Consider the following 17,690-nt stretch of genomic DNA (forward strand, 5'->3'; position numbering starts at 1 on the left):
CAGCTGAAAGTTGAGTGTGAGTGACTCAACTTTGGATTCCCGATCAATTTCCCCACTGTTCCCCGGCGACCACTACTCTGAGCGCATGACTGGGACAGCGGAACAGCGCGGCACGGCAGATCACCCCACCCCGGCCGGGCGCGGCGTGATCGCCTGGAGCCTCTGGGACGGCGGTTCGGCCGCGTTCAACGCCGTCGTCACGACCTTCGTCTTCACGGTGTACCTCACCGGCTCGTCGTTCGGCGACAAGGACGTCATCTCGGCCCAGCTCGGCTGGGCGCTCGCGATCGCAGGCCTGCTCGTGGCCCTGCTCGCGCCGATCACGGGGCAGCGCTCCGATGCCTCCGGTCGCCGGAAACTCTGGCTCGGCGTCAATACCTTCATCGTCGTCGGCCTCACCGCCGCGATGTTCTTCGTGCAGGCCTCGCCCGACTTCCTGCTGCTCGGACTGATCCTCCTTGCCGCCGGGACCGTGTTCTACGAATTCGCGACCGTCAACTACAACGCGATGCTCGGCCAGGTCTCCACGCCGAAGACGATCGGCAGGGTCAGCGGATTCGGCTGGTCGATGGGCTACTTCGGCGGCATTGTGCTGCTGCTCATCCTTTACTTCGGCTTCATCCACCCCGACGTCGGTCTTTTCGGCGTCACCGACGCAAACGGGCTGTCGGTGCGGGTGTCAATGCTCATCGCGGCAGCCTGGTTCGGCCTGTTCTCCCTGCCGCTGCTCTTCCGGGTGCCCGAGTACGCGGCTCCCACCGCCGCCCGGCGCGAGCGGGTCGGCTTCTTCCGCTCCTATGTACTGCTCGGGCGCGACGTGGCCGCACTCTGGCGCGGCGACCGCCAGCTGGCGCTCTTCCTGATCGCGAGCGCGGTCTTCCGCGACGGCCTCACCGGGGTGTTCCAGTTCGGCGGCATCCTCGCGGCCGGCACCTTCGGTTTCTCGAGCGGCGACGTGATCATCTTCGCGATCGTCGCCAACGTCATCGCCGGCATCTCCACCGTGCTCGTCGGCCGCCTCGACGACCGCCTCGGGGCCAAGAACGTGATGGTGGTCGCCCTGTCCGGCACCATCGTCGCCGGCCTCGCCGTCTTCTTCTTCGCCACCGGCGGCGCGACCATGTTCTGGATCTTCGGCCTGCTGATGGCGATGTTCGTCGGCCCGGCCCAGTCCGCGAGCCGCAGCTTCCTCGCCCGCGGCATCCCGGCCGGGCGCGAGGGCGAGATCTTCGGCCTCTACGCGACGACCGGCAAGGCGGCGACCTTCCTCGCACCGACGCTCTTCGCCCTGTTCGTCAGCGTCTCGGGCAGCCAGGTCTGGGGCATCCTCGGCATCGCGCTCGTGCTCCTGGTCGGGCTGCTGATGCTGATCCCGGTGAAGGCGAAGCAGCACCCGCTCGGGTAGCTGGACGATCTCTGTTCATCGACTGGACATCCGCTGTGATCTCGCCCACGAGCGGCATTTTTGTCAGGCTGGAGAGATGACAACTCAGCAGATCCAGAAGGCCGAACTTCTCAACGCGCTCCACGTCCCGGGCACACCGCTCATCGTGACGAACGTCTGGGACGCCATCACCGCGAAGATCGTGTCGGAGGCGCCCGGCGTGCGGGCCCTGGCAACGGCCTCGCACTCCGTGTCTAATGTGCGCGGCCTCGAAGACGGCGGCGGGCTCACGGTCGACGAGGCGATCGCGGCGGCACGCATCATCATCGGCGCGGTCGACCTGCCGGTGTCGGTCGACTTCGAGAAGGGGTACGCAGCGGATGCCGCCGGCGTCGCCCGCAACGTCCGTCGCCTCGTCGAGGAGGCCGGCGCCTCGGGCATCAACCTCGAGGACTCGATCGGCGCCGCGAAGGCACCGCAGTACGACATCGCGACCGCGGCAGCCCGGGTGGCCGCCGCGCGCACCGGGGCCGACGCCGCGGGCGTGCCGCTCGTGATCAACGCCCGGGTGGACACCCTGGCCGGCGGCGGCGAATGGGACGAGGCCGTGGCCCGCGCCAACGCGTATCTCGACGCGGGCGCCGACGTGATCTTCTTCCTCGGCCTCGGGGACGAGGACAAGGTCAAGCGGGCCCTCGACGAGGTCAACGGCCGCATCTCCGTGATCGGGCACCCGGGCGCCGTTCCCCTGGCCCGTCTGGCCGAGCTCGGCGTCTCCCGGGTGAGCTTCGGACCGGGCACGCTCGGCCTCACCCTCGCCGCGCTGCAGCGCTCGGCGACCCAGCTCACCTCTCTCGGAGAATATCCTGCAGATCTGGGCTTTCCCTTCTCGCTCTAGCGGAATGCCGTGGCCGGCGGCGCGGTGAGTTCGGGAATATGCTCGGGAGAAAGTGAGAGGTTCCCGACATGAAACTCAGCGTCTCCGCCGCGCTGGTCCGCGGCATCCTGATCGGTCTGCTCCTGTTCGGAGCGGTATCGGCCTTCGCAGGGATGGTTCTCTGCTCCGGGTTCAACGGCGGCGGATTGCCGCTGGCCTACCTCGAGGGCACACCGTTCACGTCCTACTTCGTTCCGGGGCTCGTGCTCGGCGTTGTCGCAGGCGGTACCCAGCTCCTGGCGGCGATCGGCCTGCTGCGCCGCAAGGACTGGGCACTGATCGCGACCGTCGTTGCAGGTTTCGGCATGATGATCTGGATCTTCGTGGAGATCGCCCTGATCAGGCAGTACGCTGACCTGCAGACGATCTACTTCAGCCTCGGCGCACTCGAACTGATCGCCGTCTACGCCCTGCTGGGCCTCGCACCCGGCGTGGTGCGGGATCTGGAGCCGATCCGGGAGCGAGTGGCCCGGTAGCTGCCGGTCAGCGGATGCGGGTGGCCTCGTTGTGCTCGACGAGCTCCCAGGTCGCGCCCTCGTCGTTGGAGACCCAGCCCTCCCAGGAGTAGGCGTCCGCGGTGATGGACACGAAGTTCCAGCGGATCGGCCGGCCGTCGGTGCCGGTACCGTCCTGGCGCAGCCCGTTGCGGTGCGGGGTTGCCACGAGGTGGCAGTACTCGCCGATGGCGGGGGCGAAATAGCTGACCCGCCAGGCGCCCGCGTGCGGGTCGTAGACGCGCACGGCCATGGCCACGGTTTCCCGTCCGTCGGGATGCGTGTCGCTCACGGGGACATCGACGATCTCGACGTCCTGCACCGCACGCCCGTCGAGCACGAACTCGACGATCCAGGTGAACTGACGCTCGTGCCAGTCGCCGGTCGCTTCGTCGAGGCGTGAGCCCTTCGCGGCCCAGCTGCCGACGAGCTGGCCGAAGCGACGCATCCGGCCCGGGTATTCGGGCGTCGGGCCGGGCGCGATGAGCGCCTCGGCAAAACCGGGTACGGATGTCGTCGTCATGCTCCCGATTTTACCGGCCGCATGTTGCGCCCGTGTGAACCCGTCCTCTCGCTCTGGATCAGGACTTTTCCGGCGGGGGCGGAACGGGGGTTGCGGCTACTGCACGTCCGTCGTCGGGGCGATCGAGACATCCGTGCGGTGGAAGTTCTGGAATGAGCGCGACGCCGTCGGCCCGCGCTGGCCCTGGTAGCGCGAGCTGTACTGGCTCGAGCCGTACGGGCGTTCGGCGGCCGAGCTCAGCTGGAAGAAGCAGAGCTGGCCGATCTTCATGCCGGGCCAGAGCTTGATCGGCAGGGTGGCCACGTTGCTGAGCTCGAGGGTCACGTGGCCGGTGAAGCCCGGGTCGATGAATCCGGCCGTCGAGTGGGTGAGGAGGCCGAGGCGGCCGAGCGAGCTCTTGCCCTCGAGGCGGGCCGCGATCGTGTCGGCGAGGCTGACCTTTTCATAGGTGGAGCCGAGCACGAATTCACCGGGGTGCAGGATGAACGGTTCGTCGTGGGGGATCTCGATCAGCCGGGTGAGTTCGGGCTGGTCCTCGGCCGGATCGATATAGGGGTACTTGTGGTTGTCGAACAACCGGAAGTACCGGTCGATGCGCACGTCGACGCTCGACGGCTGGATCATCTCCGGAGCGTAGGGCTCGAGCCCGATACGTCCCGCGTCGATTTCGGCCTTGATATCACGATCGGAGAGCAGCACGGGTCCAGCCTAACGGCGAGGACTTGATATGCTGGCACGGTTCCGGTGCAGGCACTGCCCGCGGCCGGACGCGCGGATGTAGTTCAATGGTAGAACTTCAGCTTCCCAAGCTGATAGCGCGGGTTCGATTCCCGTCATCCGCTCCGTGTCACTTCCCGACGCCTCGTTTCCGGTATTCTCGACGCGGACTGAGGAGTACCTGTGACTGACCCCACCTTGCGAATGCCGGACACTGTTTTCCGGGCGGTGTTGGACCTGGGCGACCTGCCGTTGGAGGCTCCGCCGCTGCCGACCCAGTTCCGGAACCCGGTGCTGAACGCCGACTGGTTCGTCGACGGTGAGGGCGAGGCCGACGAAGAAGAGGTGGCTGTGTTCTCCCTCGGGTTCGAGGGCGGAGAGCTGCACCTGGAAACGACGCCTGACGGTGTCGAGCACCACTTCCATGGCGCCGACGGAGAAGAGACTGATCGCAGCCCGTGGCCGAAGCGGGAGACGAAGGAACTCGTGGCGTGGGCCCTGGCGCTCGTCAAGCACACTCTCCCTCTGCTCGAAGATCTCGCGGAGGACGCCGAAGAGGCCGCCGACTGGCACCACGAAGGACTTCGGGTCTACGCCCGCGACTTCGGGGCGGTGCCCCTGGAGATCGTGGACGTTGCCATTCCCGGCGAGCAGATGATGCTGCCCTGGCTGGGGTCCGGGCGCACAGACCATCTGCACACGGACGACGAGGCACGCAGCCTGATCCTCACCTGGAACCCGGAAGACGCGGACCCCGAGACGCCGATTGTGCGGGCGTGGCTCGATGCCGGCACGGGGGAACCGGTCTCCGAAGCGGTCGCCGGGGTCGACTGGGTTGCGGTCGGGCTCCCCGAGGAGGAAGTGCGCGCGTGGTTCGAAGCGTTCTACCTCAACCACGAGGTCCTCGACGACCCCGCCGAGCTCATCATGCGTGCCGCACTGAACCGGATCGCGGGCCTCGGCTAGGCCTGGCCGAAGCCAGAGCCCAAGCCGAGTGCCGCAGTTCAGGGCCGCAGGCCGGCGGCCTGGCGGGCCAGTCCTTCGATACGCGTCCAGTCGCCGACTTCAATGGCATCCAGCGGAGTGATCCACGTACCGCCGATGCACCCAACGTTGGGAAGCGCGAGGTAGACGGGCGCGCTCGCGAGCGTGATCCCGCCCGTCGGACAGAACCGCGCTTCCGGCAGGGGCGCCGCGAGTGAGCGCAGCACCGCGTGGCCGCCGGACGCCTCGGCAGGGAAGAACTTCATCTCCGGGTGTCCGCGTTCGATCAGCCGCAGGACCTCCGACGCGGTCGCGGCTCCCGGCAGGTAGGGCAGACCGGATGCGTCCATCGCGTCGAGCAGGGCATCGGTCGACCCTGGCGAAATCAGGAACCGGGCCCCGGCCTCGGCGGCCCGACGCACGAGTTCCGGGTTGTTGACCGTTCCGGCGCCGATGACGGCGTCGGGCACCTGGTCGGCGATGGCACTGATCGCACGCAGCGCAGCCGGGGTGCGCAGCGTCACCTCGATGACCGGCAGGCCACCCGCCACGAGTGCCCGGGCCAGTGCCACCGCGCGGTCGGCATCCTCGATGACGACGACGGGGATCACGGGTGCGAGCTCGAGCAGCTGGGCTGCGTTCAGGGTGGACATCAGAGGACTCCTTCAAGTGTGTTGGTGATGACGCTGGCGCCACGGTCGGCCGGGCCGACCTGCCGGCGGAAGACCGAGAAGAGCTCCCGACCGGTGCCGGACCAGCTGACGTCGTCGAGCGCAGCACCGGTGATTTCGCGGGCCGCGAAGACGTCGTCGTCGAGGAGGACGTCGAGGGTGCCCGCCGTCGCGTTGAGGCGTACGAGGTCGCCATCGCGGATGCGGCCGATCGGACCGCCCGCTGCGGCTTCGGGGGTGAGGTGGATGGCGGCCGGGATCTTTCCCGACGCGCCGGACATCCGCCCATCGGTGACCAGAGCGACCTGATAGCCGCGATCCTGGAGGATGCCGAGCGCCGGGGTGAGCTTGTGCAGCTCGGGCATTCCATTTGCGGACGGGCCCTGATACCGAATCACGGCCACGAGATCCCGGTCGAGCTCACCGGCTTCGAACGCTGCGAGGAAGACGTGCTGGTCGTCGAACACCACCGCGGGCGCCTGGATGACGTGGTGTTCGGTCGCCACCGCGGCGACCTTGATGACCGCACTGCCGAGATTGCCGTCCAGGATCCGGAGTCCGCCGTTCGGCGCGAAAGGCGCTGAGGCGGGCCGCAGCACGTCCGTGTCGAGGCTCTCGGTCGGTCCCGGGCGGTAGCTCAGGGCGTTTCCGTCGAGCACCGGCTCCCGGCGATAGGCGTCGAGTCCCGCGCCGGCAACGGTGCGGACGTCGGGGTGCAGCAAGCCCGCGTCGAGGAGCTGGCCGATCAGGAACGACATGCCGCCCGCCGGCCTGGAAGTGGTTGATGTCGGCAGGGCCGTTGGGGTAGATGCGGACAAGCAGGGGAACGACCTCGGACAGGTCCGCGAAGTCCTGCCAGGTGAGCTGGATCCCCGCGGCGGCCGCGATGGCCGGGAGGTGCAGCGTGTGGTTCGTCGACCCTCCGGTGGCAAGCAGGGCAACGACGCCGTTGATGATCGACCGCTCGTCCACCACGCGTCCGATCGGGGTGTACCGGTCTTTCAGCTCGGTCAGCGCGACCACCTGGCGGGCCGCCGCGGCGGTGAGGGCCTCGCGCAACGGGGAGTCCGGGCTGACGAAGCTCGCACCGGGGAGGTGGAGTCCCATGACCTCCATCAGCATCTGGTTGGAGTTCGCCGTTCCGTAGAAGGTGCAGGTGCCTGCGGAGTGGTACGACGCCGTCTCGGCCTCGAGAAGTTGCTCACGGTCGGCCAGGCCTTCGGCGTAGAGCTCGCGGATCCGGCTCTTTTCCTTGTTCGGAATCCCGGAGCTCATCGGACCGGTCGGCACCAGGATGGCCGGGAGATGACCGAAGGCCAGCGCGCCGATGACCAGGCCCGGCACGATCTTGTCGCAGATACCCAAGCACAACGCTAGCGTCGAACAGGTCGTGCGCCAGCGCGATGGCGGTGGCCATGGCGATCAGATCGCGGCTGAACAGCGACAGCTGCATGCCGTCTCTGCCCTGGGTGATGCCGTCGCACATCGCGGGCACGCCGCCCGCGACCTGCGCGATGCCTCCGGCCTTCCGGACGGCGTCTTTGAGGATCGCCGGATAGGCCGCGAACGGCTGGTGCGCGGAGAGCACGTCGTTGTACGAGGACACGATCCCGATGTTCGGCTTCACGAAGGCGCGCAGGGCGGCCTTGTCCTGCTGGCCGGTGGCGGCGAAGCCGTGGGCGAGGTTCGCGCACCCGAGGCGACCACGGGTTGGCCCCTGCTCCGCGGCAGCATCGATCCGGGCGAGGTACCTGGCCCGGCTCTGCGCGCTGCGTTCGATGACCCGGCGCGTGACCGCGTCGACGACCGGGTGGATCACCGCGGTGGTCACCGGCAGCTGAGCGGTGGAATGCCCTGATGTGGCCGCACCGGGTGCGGACGCGCCTGCGGCCGGCCGCAGGCCGAGCATCGTGACGATCCTGGCGGCCTCCTCGGCGGGCGGTCTCGACGCGTCGATCAGGATGCCGCGCTCGTCGGAATCCAACGGCTCCAGGGTGTCCAGCTGCGAATCGAGAAGACTGGCCGGCATGTAGTGGTCGAGTCGGGCAGACATCCGTGCGCCGAGCAGGTCCTTTGAGCCGACGAGGTGCACGAAGATCACGTTCTGCTCGCGCAGCACGTCCCGATACTTCTTCTTCAGCGCCGAGCAGGTGACGATGCCGGGGAGGTCGGCCGTGGTGTGCTCGACGATCCAGGACGACACGGTGTCGAGCCAGGGCCAGCGGTCCTCGTCGGTGAGCGGAGTGCCCGACGCCATCTTGGCCACGTTCGCCGCGGGGTGCAGATCGTCGCCCTCGACGAAGTCCCACCCGAGCTGGCTGGCGAGGAGAGCGGCTACGGTCGACTTGCCCGAGCCGGAAACACCCCATCACGACCAGGACGGGTTGCGGGCCGGGCGCGCCGACAGGGGTGTGCGGGTCGCTGCTGACGCGGGCTGGTGGGGTTGCGTTCGTCAGTCCGGGTGGTGTGGATGAGTACATCGTCGTCCTCTCGCGAGGACGCTTCGGCGCGACCTCATTGTCAGGCCCAGGTCACCGCGCTCCGCTGACGCGGGCACAGCGAGGTTGACGCTGAATTTCATTAATCAGATTAATCTGATTAATCAGATATTGCGAGTGTGGCACTCCGGGAGAGAGCCGTCAAGTCGAGGCGTGCGTGGCCCGCACGCGGCGCGGACCCGGTGAGCGCGGCGCTCCAACTCGGCCCGGCGCGCTTCCCTGCTATCGTGCGTGGATGATGACCGAGGGGTTCACGATTCGCCGCACGACGGCGGCAGACTGGCGCGAGATCCGGGAACTTCGACTGGAGATGCTCCACGACACGCCCCTCGCCTTCGGGGAGACCTTCGACGCCGCGCTCGCCCACGACGAGGCCGAATGGACCATGCGCGGAGCGCGCGGCACCCATGAGCATTCGATCGTCGTCGTGGCGATCGCGCCCTCTGGGCGCTGGGTCGGGACGATGGGCGGCTACGTTCCCGACGAGGCGACGGGTGCGCTGCTCGTCGGTGTCTACGTCGCGCCGGACTACCGCGGCGGGGCGGCCGGCGTTACGGATGCTCTCCTGTCGCGCATCGAGGACTGGGCGCTCACGGAATCGGGTCGGCTCACGTTGCACGTGCACGAGCACAACGACCGCGCCCGCGCCGCCTACGAGCACCGCGGCTTCGCGGCAACCGGCGTGACCGCGCCCTACGACCTCGACCCGACGACCCGGGAACTCGAGATGGTCAAGCAACTCACCAGGGCACAGCCGGAGACCGCGGCTCCGTGATGTCCGAGATCTTCGCGACGCGCGGCATCCGCTGACCCGCTGTGCGGCAGGTTTCGAAAACCTATAGCCCAACTCGTGTCGGCGCCGCGTCCGTCAGTCGAGGGCCGGCATCACCACGGCCTGCCGGGCATCGATCTCGCGGATGATGTCAGTCGCGCTGCCGGGGTCGATCTCGCGTTCGCGCACCGCACGGGTCAGGGCGTTGCGCTGGCGGTCGAAGGTGGCGCCCGCGTACTCGTCGGCCGGAGCGGTCCCGTCGTCCGGTGCGCCCCCGGCCCCGGCGGCATCCGCGACGGCGCGGGCACGCGCGCGGCCCGCCTCGACCTCGGCGTCTTCCGCGCTCGTATCGATGCGCAGGGTTCGGGACAGCATCGGTAACGTCGCCCCCTGCACCAGCAGGGTACCGACCGCCACGATGAACGCGACCGTCTGGATGATGGTGCGGCCGGGAAACGGCGCACCGGACGCGATGGTGAGGGGGATGCCACCGGCCGCGGCGAGGGTGATGATGCCGCGCATCCCGGTCCAGGACACCAGCAGGTTCTCCGGCGGCGTGAGGGTCTCGATGTGGGCGAGTTCGCGGCCGCCCCGGCGACGGCCTCCTCGCCCACCCCGACCGCCGGAGGGCCTGCGCCGATCGCGCCGATCGCGCCGGCGGATCATCGCCCGCGGTTCGAGCGACCGGGCGAGGCGCTTGGCGTATACGAGGAGGGCCAGTTGCGACCGGCCGTAGCTGAAGTACACCCAGGCGAAGCGGCAGAGCACCACCGCCAGGAGCACGATCAGCGCGAGGCCGATCGTCGACCCGGTCGGGGTGCTCGACTCGGCCAGGTCCTCGAGCACGAACCGGAACTGCAGCCCCATGTACGCGAAGACGAACGCCTCAAGAAGCAGGTCCACGACGGGCCAGAGTACGGCCTCCTGCAGCCGGGTGCGGAACGCCGTTGACGGTGTGCCAGGGGGCACGGTGCGGTAGTTGGCCAGGCTCACGGTGAAGCCGGCGGCGACGACCGCGATGATGCCGGAGGCATGCAGGCTTTCGGCGGCAAAGTAGGCCAGGAACGGCACGAGCAGGTTGAGGCCGCTCTCGATGGTGGGACTGCCCACCATTGTCCGCACCGCCGACATCAGCCGGCCGAGAATCACTCCGAGGAGAAGCCCGATCGCGGCTTCCCAGCCGAACAAGAGGAACGGATTCTCGATGAAGCCGGCGTCGCCGGTGACGGCGGCGACCGCGACGGCGAACAGCGTGAGCGCCGCCGCATCGTTGACCAGACTCTCCCCGGTGAGGATCGAAACCGTGCGCCGCGGGAGGCCGAGTTCGCGTCCGTGGCTCACGGTCGTAACCGAGTCCGGCGGGGCGACCACGGCCGCGAGGACGAGCGCCCCGGCTAGGCCGAGTTCCGGAGCGAGCCACGAGGTGAGGAAGCCGACAACCACGGTTGTGAAGACCACCAGCCCCACGCCGAGGCCGAGGATGCTGCGCAGGTTCTTGAGGAACGCGAAGAGCGAGAAGTTCAGGGTGGCGGAGTACAGCAGCGGCGGCACCACGACGCCGAGGATCAGGTGCGGGTCGAGCTGCAGCCGCGGGAGGACGGGCAGGAACGACAGCGCGGCGGCGAGCGTGACCGTGATGATACCGGCCTGCACCCCGCGGCGGTGCGCGAACGCCGCGATGAAGAGCGCTCCGGTCATGACGAGCAGCAACTGTACGTCCATGGTGCCTGCCTTCCGGGTGCCGTCGTCCCAGTCTTGCCCATGGGACGCCCGTCGGGGTTGTTCGCGCTGACCGCGGGTCTGGTGTACACGACTCAGGCGCACGTCCGGGGAGAGACCCGAACGTGCGCCCGTGAATCGGTTGGGTTCAGTCGACGAGCGCGGTTTCCACCAGTGCAGCCTGCTTCGTGATGAGGCCTTCCTTGGTATATCGCGCGGAGATCAACGCGACGACGGCCGCGAGCAACATAGCCGCCGCGATGACGATCAGGGGCCAGTTGAACGATCCCGTCGCCTCTTTGAGCTCTCCCACGAGGGGCGGGACCAGGACGCCTGCGATATTCGCGGTTGCGTTGATCAGGGCGACGCCCGCAGCAGCAGCGATTCCGGTCATGAATGCGGTGGCCGTGCTCCACATTGCCGGAACAGCAGACCAGGCAAACCCAGTGGATACGGAGAGAAGCGCGAAGCCGAGCACGGTGGGTCCTGCAGCAACGCTCCCCAGGAGGAGCACACCTGCGAGGGCCATGGGGATGGCCATGTGCAGGTCGCGCCGGCCACGCTTGTCCGCACTTCGACCGTTGATGATCATGAAGATGACCGCAAAGACGTACGGGATTGCGGTGAGCATTGACGTGGTCAGCGCATCGGGATGCCCGAATGTTCCTTGGATGACCTGTGGCATCCAGAGCGTCAGGCCGATGCTGTTGAACGAGTACAGGAAGAAGAAGATCGCCAGGAGGATGACTCCCGGGCTGCGGAGTGCGCTGCCGATGGTGAACGTACGCAGTCCTTCGGCGGCCGACTTCTCGATCTCGAGTGTCTTGACGAGCCAGGTGCGGTTCGCTTCGGGAAGCCACTTGGCTTCACGGGGCTTGTCCGTGAAGTACTTGAGGACGACGATGCCGAGTACGACGGCGGGGACGGCTTCAAGGATGAAGAGCCAGCGCCAGCCCTGGATGTCGAACCATCCGTGGCTGAACTGCAGGATGAGGCCGGAAAGGGGCGCACCGATCACGGTGGCGAGCGCTGCTCCGACGTAGAAGGTGCCCATCGCGCGGCCGCGATGCTGGTTGGGGAACCACTGGGACAGATAGAAGATGATGCCCGGAGTGAAGCCTGCTTCTGCCGCACCCAGGACGAGCCGGACGGTGTTGAATGTGCCTGGTCCGTTGACGAGGGCCATGCACGCGGCGACGATGCCCCAGCTGATCATGATCCGGGCGATCCAGCGCGGGCACCGAACTTGTGCAGGGCCAGGTTGCTCGGGATTTCGAAGATGATGTACGTGATGAAGAAGAGCCCGGCGCCGAATCCATAGGCGCCGACGGAGAGGCCGATGTCGCCGTTCATCGTCAGGGAAGCGACGGACACGTTCGACCGGTCGATGTAAGCGATGAAATAGCAGACCATGATCAGCGGCATCAGGCGCCGCGTGACGCGACGCATTGTCTCGTGTTCGATCGTCGGTGGTATCGAGGTTCCCGCCTGGTCTGGGCTGAGCTTCAACGACATTGAGTTCTCCTAGCTTCATTGCTGCAGGTTGTTGCGTATAACGCAAGCGTGTTGCGTTAACTATGACATTCATTTACGCTGTGTCAAGTACGACAACGTCTCAATGGCCAGAAAGGCCTCTCATGGAAACCCCCGAAGTCCTCTGCCTCGGCGAGACAATGGTCCTCGTCACCCCGACTGAGGCCACTCCACTCGCCGACAGTGCGCTTTTCCACCTGGCAGTCGGAGGCGCCGAGTCGACGGTGGCGATGTACCTCGCCGAGTCTGGTTTCCGAACGTCGTGGATCAGCTCGGTGGGAGACGATCCGCTCGGCCGGCGAATTCTCGAGTCGCTGCATGAGCAGCGAGTGGACACGTCCCTGGTCACCCTTAACCCGAACGCTCCAACCGGCGTGTATTTCAAGAACCCCGGTGGCATCCCCGGCGTGTACTACTACCGCAAGGGATCCGCCGCATCGATGATGACGGTCGAAATTCTCGACGCGCTGCCTCTCGCCACGGCGCGACTGATTCACACCAGCGGCGTCACACCCGGTCTTTCATCGAGCTGCCGAGAACTCATGCTCGCTCTTCCGTCGCGACTCGTGGGAACCACGACCCTGCTCTCATTCGATGTGAACTACCGGGCTGGTGTCTGGTCCGTCGAAGAAGCGGCCCCGGTGCTTCTCCGGCTGGCGAGGCAGGCAGACATCGTCTTCGTTGGCCTCGATGAAGCCGAAGTACTGTGGCAGACCCACACGCCTCAGGCTGTATTCGATCTCATCCGCCCACTCGGCACGCTCATCGTCAAGAACGGCGCCGTCGGAGCCACGGAATTCAGTTCTGGAACCGAGGTTTTTGTTGCCGCACCCCATATCACTGTGGTCGAAGAGGTGGGCGCAGGCGATGCATTTGCCGCCGGGTATCTGGCGGCACAGCTCAATGGGGACAGCGCCGAAGAGTCTTTGAGTGCCGGGCACGGATGCGCTGCGAGAACATTGCAGAGCACGAGCGATTTCGTGCCTCGCGAAAGGGTCTGAATCATGCCGAAAGCCACTCAAAACGTCCAGAGCGTCCAGCGCGCCGTTGAAATCCTCGAATTCGTCAGTGATGCTCCCCGCACCCAGACGGAGGTTGCCGAGCACATCAACGTGCATCGCTCCACCGCGTTGCGCCTCTTGGAGACGCTCACGGAGGGCGGACTCACCCGCCGCAACGAACGCGGCCAATACAGCGTCGGCTACCGGCTGGCCGGCCTGGCCGCGCACGCCCTGGACCAGTTCAGCCTCAGAAACCTCGCCCACGAAAGTCTCGAACAGCTGGGGGCGAGCTGCGGTCACACGATTCACTTGGCCGAGTTGACCGGCAATCGCATCGTCTACGCCGACAAGATCGATCCGATCCGGTCCGTGCGGCTCTACTCCCAGATCGGTCAAACGGTACCTTTCCACACGTCCGGTGTCGCCAAGGCGATCCTCGCGTTCCAGCCCCCTACGTTCGTCGACGATGTCCTGGCGGGCTACGAATTCACGATCCACACTCCCAACACGCTTCCCGACGCCCAGTCGTTGAAATCCCAACTGGATGAAATCCGCACTCGTGGTTGGGCGGTGGATGACGCCGAATTCGAAGACTTCATCAACTGCGTTGCCGCACCCGTGCGGGACTCAAGCTCGCGAGTGGTCGCCGCCGTGTCGATCACCGCGCTCAAAGCCAAGGCAAACCTCGAACAACTCGAAGAGTTGATCCCGGAGCTACTTGCCACAACAGAAACAATCTCAAAGGAGCTGGGATGGCGTCCCTAACGACCTCATTCGACGAACTATTTGCCCGCACTCCGGTGATGGCGATTCTGCGGGGATACTCGCCTGAGCGAACCGTGGAACTGGCGAACAACGCCTGGGACCTGGGCGTCGATTGCATCGAAGTGCCGATTCAGAATACCGAGGCTCTCGACGCGCTGACGGCCACCGTGACAGCCGGGAAGTTGCGCGGCAAGCATGTAGGGGCCGGAACGGTCGTCACCCTTGAGCACGTCCGGCAGGCAGCTGAGGCAGGAGCGGCGTTTACCGTGAGCCCGGGCCTCAAGGCGTCCGTTGTGCGGGCTTCGATCGCGGCCGGAATGCCGACTCTGCCCGGAGTCGCAACCGCCACCGAGATCGAAACCGCCCTCGACCTCGACCTCGACTGGGTCAAGGCATTTCCCGCCGCCGAGCTCGGACCCTCCTGGTTCACGGCGATGAGCGCGCCCTTCCCCCAGATCAAGTTCGTCGCCACCGGCGGGATGGGCGCCGGAAACGCCCGCGAATTCCTGGACGGCGGCGCCAAAGTCGTGTCCCTGGGCTCCGCTTTGGCCGATCCCGCCGCCTGGCCGGCCATCGCCGCACTCGTGAAGACCCCCGCAGGGAGCCTGGCATGAGCGGCCTTAATGTCTATGTCGGCCCGGCCACGGTCGAAAGCCTTGCGGATGCCGTCACGAGCGCCGGTGGGCAGCTCACCCCGCTCGCCGATGCGGAAGCAATCGTCTACTTCGGCAACGACGACCCTCAAGAACTCGCCGATATGCTCCACCCTGGGATCAAATGGGTGCAACTGCCCCACGCCGGAATCGAGCCGTGGCAACAGGCCGGCCTTCTGACCCGTGGTCCTGTCTTCAGCTGTTCGAGCGGCGCATACGGGTATGCCGTGGCCGAGCACGCACTCGCTTTCATGCTCAGTGCGGCCCGTTCGCTGCATGCCGATGCCCGCACCCGCACCTGGGGGCCCAAGAACACGCGCATGTTCTCCGGGTCAACCGTCGCGCTGATCGGTGCGGGCGGCATCGGGCGCAACCTCATCAAGCTGCTCACCCCGTTCAACGTGAAAATCGTCGCGGTGTCGGATGTCCCGGTTCCCGGCGCTGATCTGACTGTTCCTCCGGAGGACTACCGCACGCTGCTTCCGCAGGCCGATTACGTGGTCATTGGCGTCCCCTATGTTCCGGCGACCCACCATATGATCTCGACCGCGGAGTTCGCCCTGATGAAGACGGATGCCTGGCTCATCAACGTGGCGCGCGGACCCATCGTCGACACCGACGCCCTCGTTGCCGCGCTCGGATCGGGCACGATCGGTGGCGCGGCCATGGACGTCACCGACCCCGAACCTCTCCCCGACGGCCACCCGCTGTGGACCTTGCCGAACGCACTGATCTCCCCGCACTGCGCAAACCCCGACAGCGAATACTGGGCCGGGCTCAACCAGCGCACCCACGACAATGTCGTCGCGTACCTGAAGGCGGGCGGTCCAGTCGGTTTGGCCGGCCTCGTCGCGGCCGACCGCGGCTTCTAGACCGTTCGCAACTCCCACCACATCTTCTCGTGCGGCACTACACAAAGGTCACAGCATGAAAATCACGAAACTCACCACGTATTCGGTCCCACCCCGTTGGCTGTTCCTGAAGATCGAGACCGACGAAGGCATCGTCGGATGGGGTGAACCTGTCGTCGAGGGACGAGCCGCCACTGTCGCGGCCGCCGTCGAGGAGCTCTCCGACTACATCATCGGGCAAGGACCCGCGCAACATCGAGGACATCTGGACCGTGCTCTATCGCGGCGGTTTTTATCGGGGTGGGGCGGTGCACTGATGAGCGCCCTGGCCGGGATTGATCAGGCGTTGTGGGACATCAAGGGCAAGGCCCTGGGTGTGTCGGTCCAGCGATTTGCTCGGCGGTCAGGTGCGCGACAAAATCCGAGTGTATTCCTGGATCGGCGGTGATCGCCCAGCCGACACCGCTCGCGCTGCCAAAGAGGCCGTGGACCGTGGTTTTACCGCCATCAAGATGAACGGCACCGAGGAACTGCAGTTCCTCGACACCTGGGACAAGGTCGAGAGGTGCATCGCCAACGTCACCGCGGTTCGCGAGGCAGTCGGCAACAATGTGGGGATCGGAGTCGACTTCCACGGTCGCGTCCACAAGCCCATGGCGAAGGTCCTCATCAAGGAACTCGAGCCCTACAAATTGATGTTCATCGAAGAGCCCGTCCTGAGCGAAAACGTCGGCGGGCTCCTCGACGTTTTGCGGAACACGCCCACGCCGATCGCGCTCGGTGAACGACTCTTCTCCCGCTGGGATTTCAAGGACATCCTGGCCAGTGGAGCGGTCGACATCATCCAGCCGGATCCGTCCCACTGCGGCGGGATCACGGAGGCTCGAAAGATCGCCTTCATGGCCGAGGCATATGACATCGCTGTCGCCCTCCATTGCCCGCTCGGCCCGATCGCGTTGGCCACCTGCCTGCAAATCGACGCCGGTTGCTACAACGCCTTCATCCAGGAACAGAGTCTCGGGATCCATTACAACAAGTCCAATGACCTACTCGACTACGTCGTCGACCCGGCGGTCTTCGCATACGAAGACGGCATGGTCGCAATCCCCGACGGCCCCGGTCTCGGTATCGAAGTCAACGAGGAATACGTCATCGAACGAGCCAAAGAGGGCGCACGTTGGCGCAACCCGGTCTGGCGCCACAAAGACGGTTCCTTCGCGGAGTGGTGACGGATTCCGCAGGGCCGAGGCGTCACGTGTGACCCTCGCCCGAGTCTGAGGGTCCTACGTCTCGAAAATCTCCGACGTTGCGTTGCAGCGGCCGTGGTGAACCGTATCGCGAGGGCGCTACCATTTCCACCGAGGGGGTCGCATCATGAGGATCGTCGTAGCCGGGGCGACCGGCACCGTCGGCAGGCACGTCGTTGCGGTCGCCGCGCGCCGTGGTTACGAGGTCGTCCCGCTGTCACGGTCGACCGGGAAGGACGTCAGCACCGGCGTCGGACTCGACGCGGCGCTCACGGGAGCTGATGCCGTGATCGACGTCACGAGCGTGGCGAGCACCTCAGCCGCAGCATCCGTCGAGTTCTTCGGCGCGGCGACCAGGCACCTGCTCGCCGCGGAAGTGCGCCAGTCGGTGGGACACCACGTGGCGCTGTCGATCGTCGGAATCGACTACCTGCCGCTCGGGTATTACGCCGGGAAGGTCGAGCAGGAGCGCCTCGTCACCGCCGGGCCGGTGCCGTTCAGCATCCTGCGAACCACCCAGTTCCACGAGTTCGCGCGGCAGGTGCTCGGACGCGCGTCGTTCGGCCCGATCGCCCTGGTCCCCGCCGGACTGCTGCGTCCGATCGCGGCCGCCGACGTGGCCGACGCCCTTGTCGCGATCGCCGACGGCACCGAGCGGGGACGTCACCGCGACCTGCGCGGGCCGCGGGATGAGATCCTCCTCGACATGGTGCGCAAGGTCATCCGGGCCGACGGGCGACGGATGCCGGCACTCGGGGTGTCCCTGCCCGGCGCGTACTGGCGCGGAATGCGTTCCGGGGTGCTGCGCGGCACCGGGGACGAGGGCGAGGCTCCCACGACATTCGACGAGTGGCTGACCGGCGAACGGTCGTCCTAGTCCTGGGCCGCACTCTCTGGAACCGGAGCGACCCGGTCTTCACTGGAACGGCAGCCGGCCCGGC

Annotated in this window: 19 protein-coding genes, 1 tRNA gene and 1 pseudogene; 13 read left to right on the forward strand and 8 right to left on the reverse strand. The window is 66.6% G+C overall.

Annotated features, from left to right (window positions below; genetic code table 11):
* Positions 1-85 precede the first annotated feature (85 nt).
* From RGU41_RS15955 to RGU41_RS15965, 3 genes are all read left to right on the forward strand, one after another.
* Complete coding sequence (locus RGU41_RS15955) at positions 86-1,405, forward strand: MFS transporter (protein WP_322136833.1); 1,320 nt, start codon at positions 86-88, stop codon at positions 1,403-1,405.
* A gap of 76 nt (positions 1,406-1,481) precedes the next feature.
* Positions 1,482-2,282, forward strand: a complete 801-nt coding sequence (locus RGU41_RS15960; RefSeq protein ID WP_134448381.1) for an isocitrate lyase/PEP mutase family protein — start codon at positions 1,482-1,484, stop codon at positions 2,280-2,282.
* A 68-nt stretch (positions 2,283-2,350) separates the two neighbouring features.
* Positions 2,351-2,797 carry a hypothetical protein gene (locus RGU41_RS15965; protein WP_134561010.1) on the forward strand — a complete coding sequence of 149 codons (447 nt, stop codon included), beginning with the start codon at positions 2,351-2,353 and terminating at the stop codon, positions 2,795-2,797.
* Positions 2,798-2,804: 7 nt separating this feature from the next.
* On the opposite strand, the gene RGU41_RS15970 is transcribed toward RGU41_RS15965, so the two are convergent.
* Complete coding sequence (locus RGU41_RS15970) at positions 2,805-3,338, reverse strand: hypothetical protein (protein WP_134448385.1); 534 nt, start codon at positions 3,336-3,338, stop codon at positions 2,805-2,807.
* A 96-nt stretch (positions 3,339-3,434) separates the two neighbouring features.
* A complete protein-coding gene (dcd, locus tag RGU41_RS15975; protein WP_134448386.1) occupies positions 3,435-4,037 on the reverse strand; it encodes a dCTP deaminase in 603 nt (200 codons plus the stop codon).
* A 72-nt stretch (positions 4,038-4,109) separates the two neighbouring features.
* Between dcd and RGU41_RS15980 the strand changes: the two genes are divergently transcribed.
* Positions 4,110-4,180, forward strand: a tRNA-Gly gene (locus RGU41_RS15980).
* A 79-nt stretch (positions 4,181-4,259) separates the two neighbouring features.
* Complete coding sequence (locus RGU41_RS15985; protein ID WP_322136834.1) at positions 4,260-5,021, forward strand: hypothetical protein; 762 nt, start codon at positions 4,260-4,262, stop codon at positions 5,019-5,021.
* A 38-nt stretch (positions 5,022-5,059) separates the two neighbouring features.
* Here RGU41_RS15985 and eda read toward each other — a convergent pair whose 3' ends face one another.
* From eda to RGU41_RS21045, 3 genes and pseudogenes are all read right to left on the reverse strand, one after another.
* Positions 5,060-5,692: a bifunctional 4-hydroxy-2-oxoglutarate aldolase/2-dehydro-3-deoxy-phosphogluconate aldolase gene (eda, locus tag RGU41_RS15990; RefSeq protein ID WP_134558154.1), complete on the reverse strand. Its 633-nt coding sequence runs from the start codon at positions 5,690-5,692 to the stop codon at positions 5,060-5,062.
* Complete coding sequence (locus RGU41_RS15995; protein ID WP_416173160.1) at positions 5,692-6,468, reverse strand: dihydroxy-acid dehydratase; 777 nt, start codon at positions 6,466-6,468, stop codon at positions 5,692-5,694. The genes eda and RGU41_RS15995 overlap by 1 nt, the downstream gene beginning before the upstream one ends.
* 52 nt (positions 6,469-6,520) lie before the next feature.
* Positions 6,521-8,015: pseudogene (locus tag RGU41_RS21045) on the reverse strand (gluconokinase, GntK/IdnK-type); the annotation flags it as partial.
* 428 nt (positions 8,016-8,443) lie between these two features.
* Here RGU41_RS21045 and RGU41_RS16015 point away from each other — a divergent pair.
* The gene (locus RGU41_RS16015) at positions 8,444-8,983 is read left to right on the forward strand and encodes a GNAT family N-acetyltransferase (protein ID WP_134448420.1); all 540 of its coding nucleotides are present in this window, start codon (positions 8,444-8,446) and stop codon (positions 8,981-8,983) included.
* A 93-nt stretch (positions 8,984-9,076) separates the two neighbouring features.
* On the opposite strand, the gene RGU41_RS16020 is transcribed toward RGU41_RS16015, so the two are convergent.
* The 3 genes from RGU41_RS16020 to RGU41_RS16030 form a co-directional block, all read right to left on the reverse strand.
* Positions 9,077-10,702, reverse strand: coding sequence for a cation:proton antiporter (locus RGU41_RS16020; protein WP_198413432.1), 1,626 nt, complete (start codon positions 10,700-10,702; stop codon positions 9,077-9,079).
* Between the two features lie 145 nt (positions 10,703-10,847).
* Positions 10,848-11,915 (reverse strand): MFS transporter, encoded by a 1,068-nt coding sequence (locus RGU41_RS16025; RefSeq protein ID WP_322136836.1) that lies wholly within the window; start codon positions 11,913-11,915, stop codon positions 10,848-10,850.
* Complete coding sequence (locus tag RGU41_RS16030; RefSeq protein ID WP_322136837.1) at positions 11,912-12,214, reverse strand: hypothetical protein; 303 nt, start codon at positions 12,212-12,214, stop codon at positions 11,912-11,914. The genes RGU41_RS16025 and RGU41_RS16030 overlap by 4 nt, the downstream gene beginning before the upstream one ends.
* 122 nt (positions 12,215-12,336) lie before the next feature.
* Between RGU41_RS16030 and RGU41_RS16035 the strand changes: the two genes are divergently transcribed.
* The 7 genes from RGU41_RS16035 (at position 12,337) to RGU41_RS16065 (ending at position 17,626) form a co-directional block, all read left to right on the forward strand.
* Complete coding sequence (locus RGU41_RS16035) at positions 12,337-13,233, forward strand: sugar kinase (protein ID WP_134564285.1); 897 nt, start codon at positions 12,337-12,339, stop codon at positions 13,231-13,233.
* 3 nt (positions 13,234-13,236) lie between these two features.
* Positions 13,237-13,998, forward strand: a complete 762-nt coding sequence (locus RGU41_RS16040) for an IclR family transcriptional regulator (RefSeq protein ID WP_134564286.1) — start codon at positions 13,237-13,239, stop codon at positions 13,996-13,998.
* Positions 13,986-14,612 (forward strand): bifunctional 4-hydroxy-2-oxoglutarate aldolase/2-dehydro-3-deoxy-phosphogluconate aldolase, encoded by a 627-nt coding sequence (locus tag RGU41_RS16045; protein WP_322136838.1) that lies wholly within the window; start codon positions 13,986-13,988, stop codon positions 14,610-14,612. The genes RGU41_RS16040 and RGU41_RS16045 overlap by 13 nt, the downstream gene beginning before the upstream one ends.
* Positions 14,609-15,523, forward strand: a complete 915-nt coding sequence (locus tag RGU41_RS16050; RefSeq protein ID WP_134448430.1) for an NAD(P)-dependent oxidoreductase — start codon at positions 14,609-14,611, stop codon at positions 15,521-15,523. The genes RGU41_RS16045 and RGU41_RS16050 overlap by 4 nt, the downstream gene beginning before the upstream one ends.
* A 55-nt stretch (positions 15,524-15,578) precedes the next feature.
* Positions 15,579-15,950, forward strand: coding sequence for a hypothetical protein (locus tag RGU41_RS16055; RefSeq protein WP_322136839.1), 372 nt, complete (start codon positions 15,579-15,581; stop codon positions 15,948-15,950).
* Entirely contained in the window at positions 15,928-16,731 is an 804-nt protein-coding gene (gene dgoD / locus RGU41_RS16060; protein ID WP_322136840.1) for a galactonate dehydratase, read from the forward strand. The genes RGU41_RS16055 and dgoD overlap by 23 nt, the downstream gene beginning before the upstream one ends.
* 145 nt (positions 16,732-16,876) lie before the next feature.
* Complete coding sequence (locus RGU41_RS16065) at positions 16,877-17,626, forward strand: SDR family oxidoreductase (protein WP_322136841.1); 750 nt, start codon at positions 16,877-16,879, stop codon at positions 17,624-17,626.
* Positions 17,627-17,690 lie beyond the last annotated feature (64 nt).

Source organism: Cryobacterium sp. 10C3 (assembly GCF_034314285.1).
In the GTDB taxonomy this organism is placed as follows: Bacteria; Actinomycetota; Actinomycetes; order Actinomycetales; family Microbacteriaceae; genus Cryobacterium; species Cryobacterium glucosi.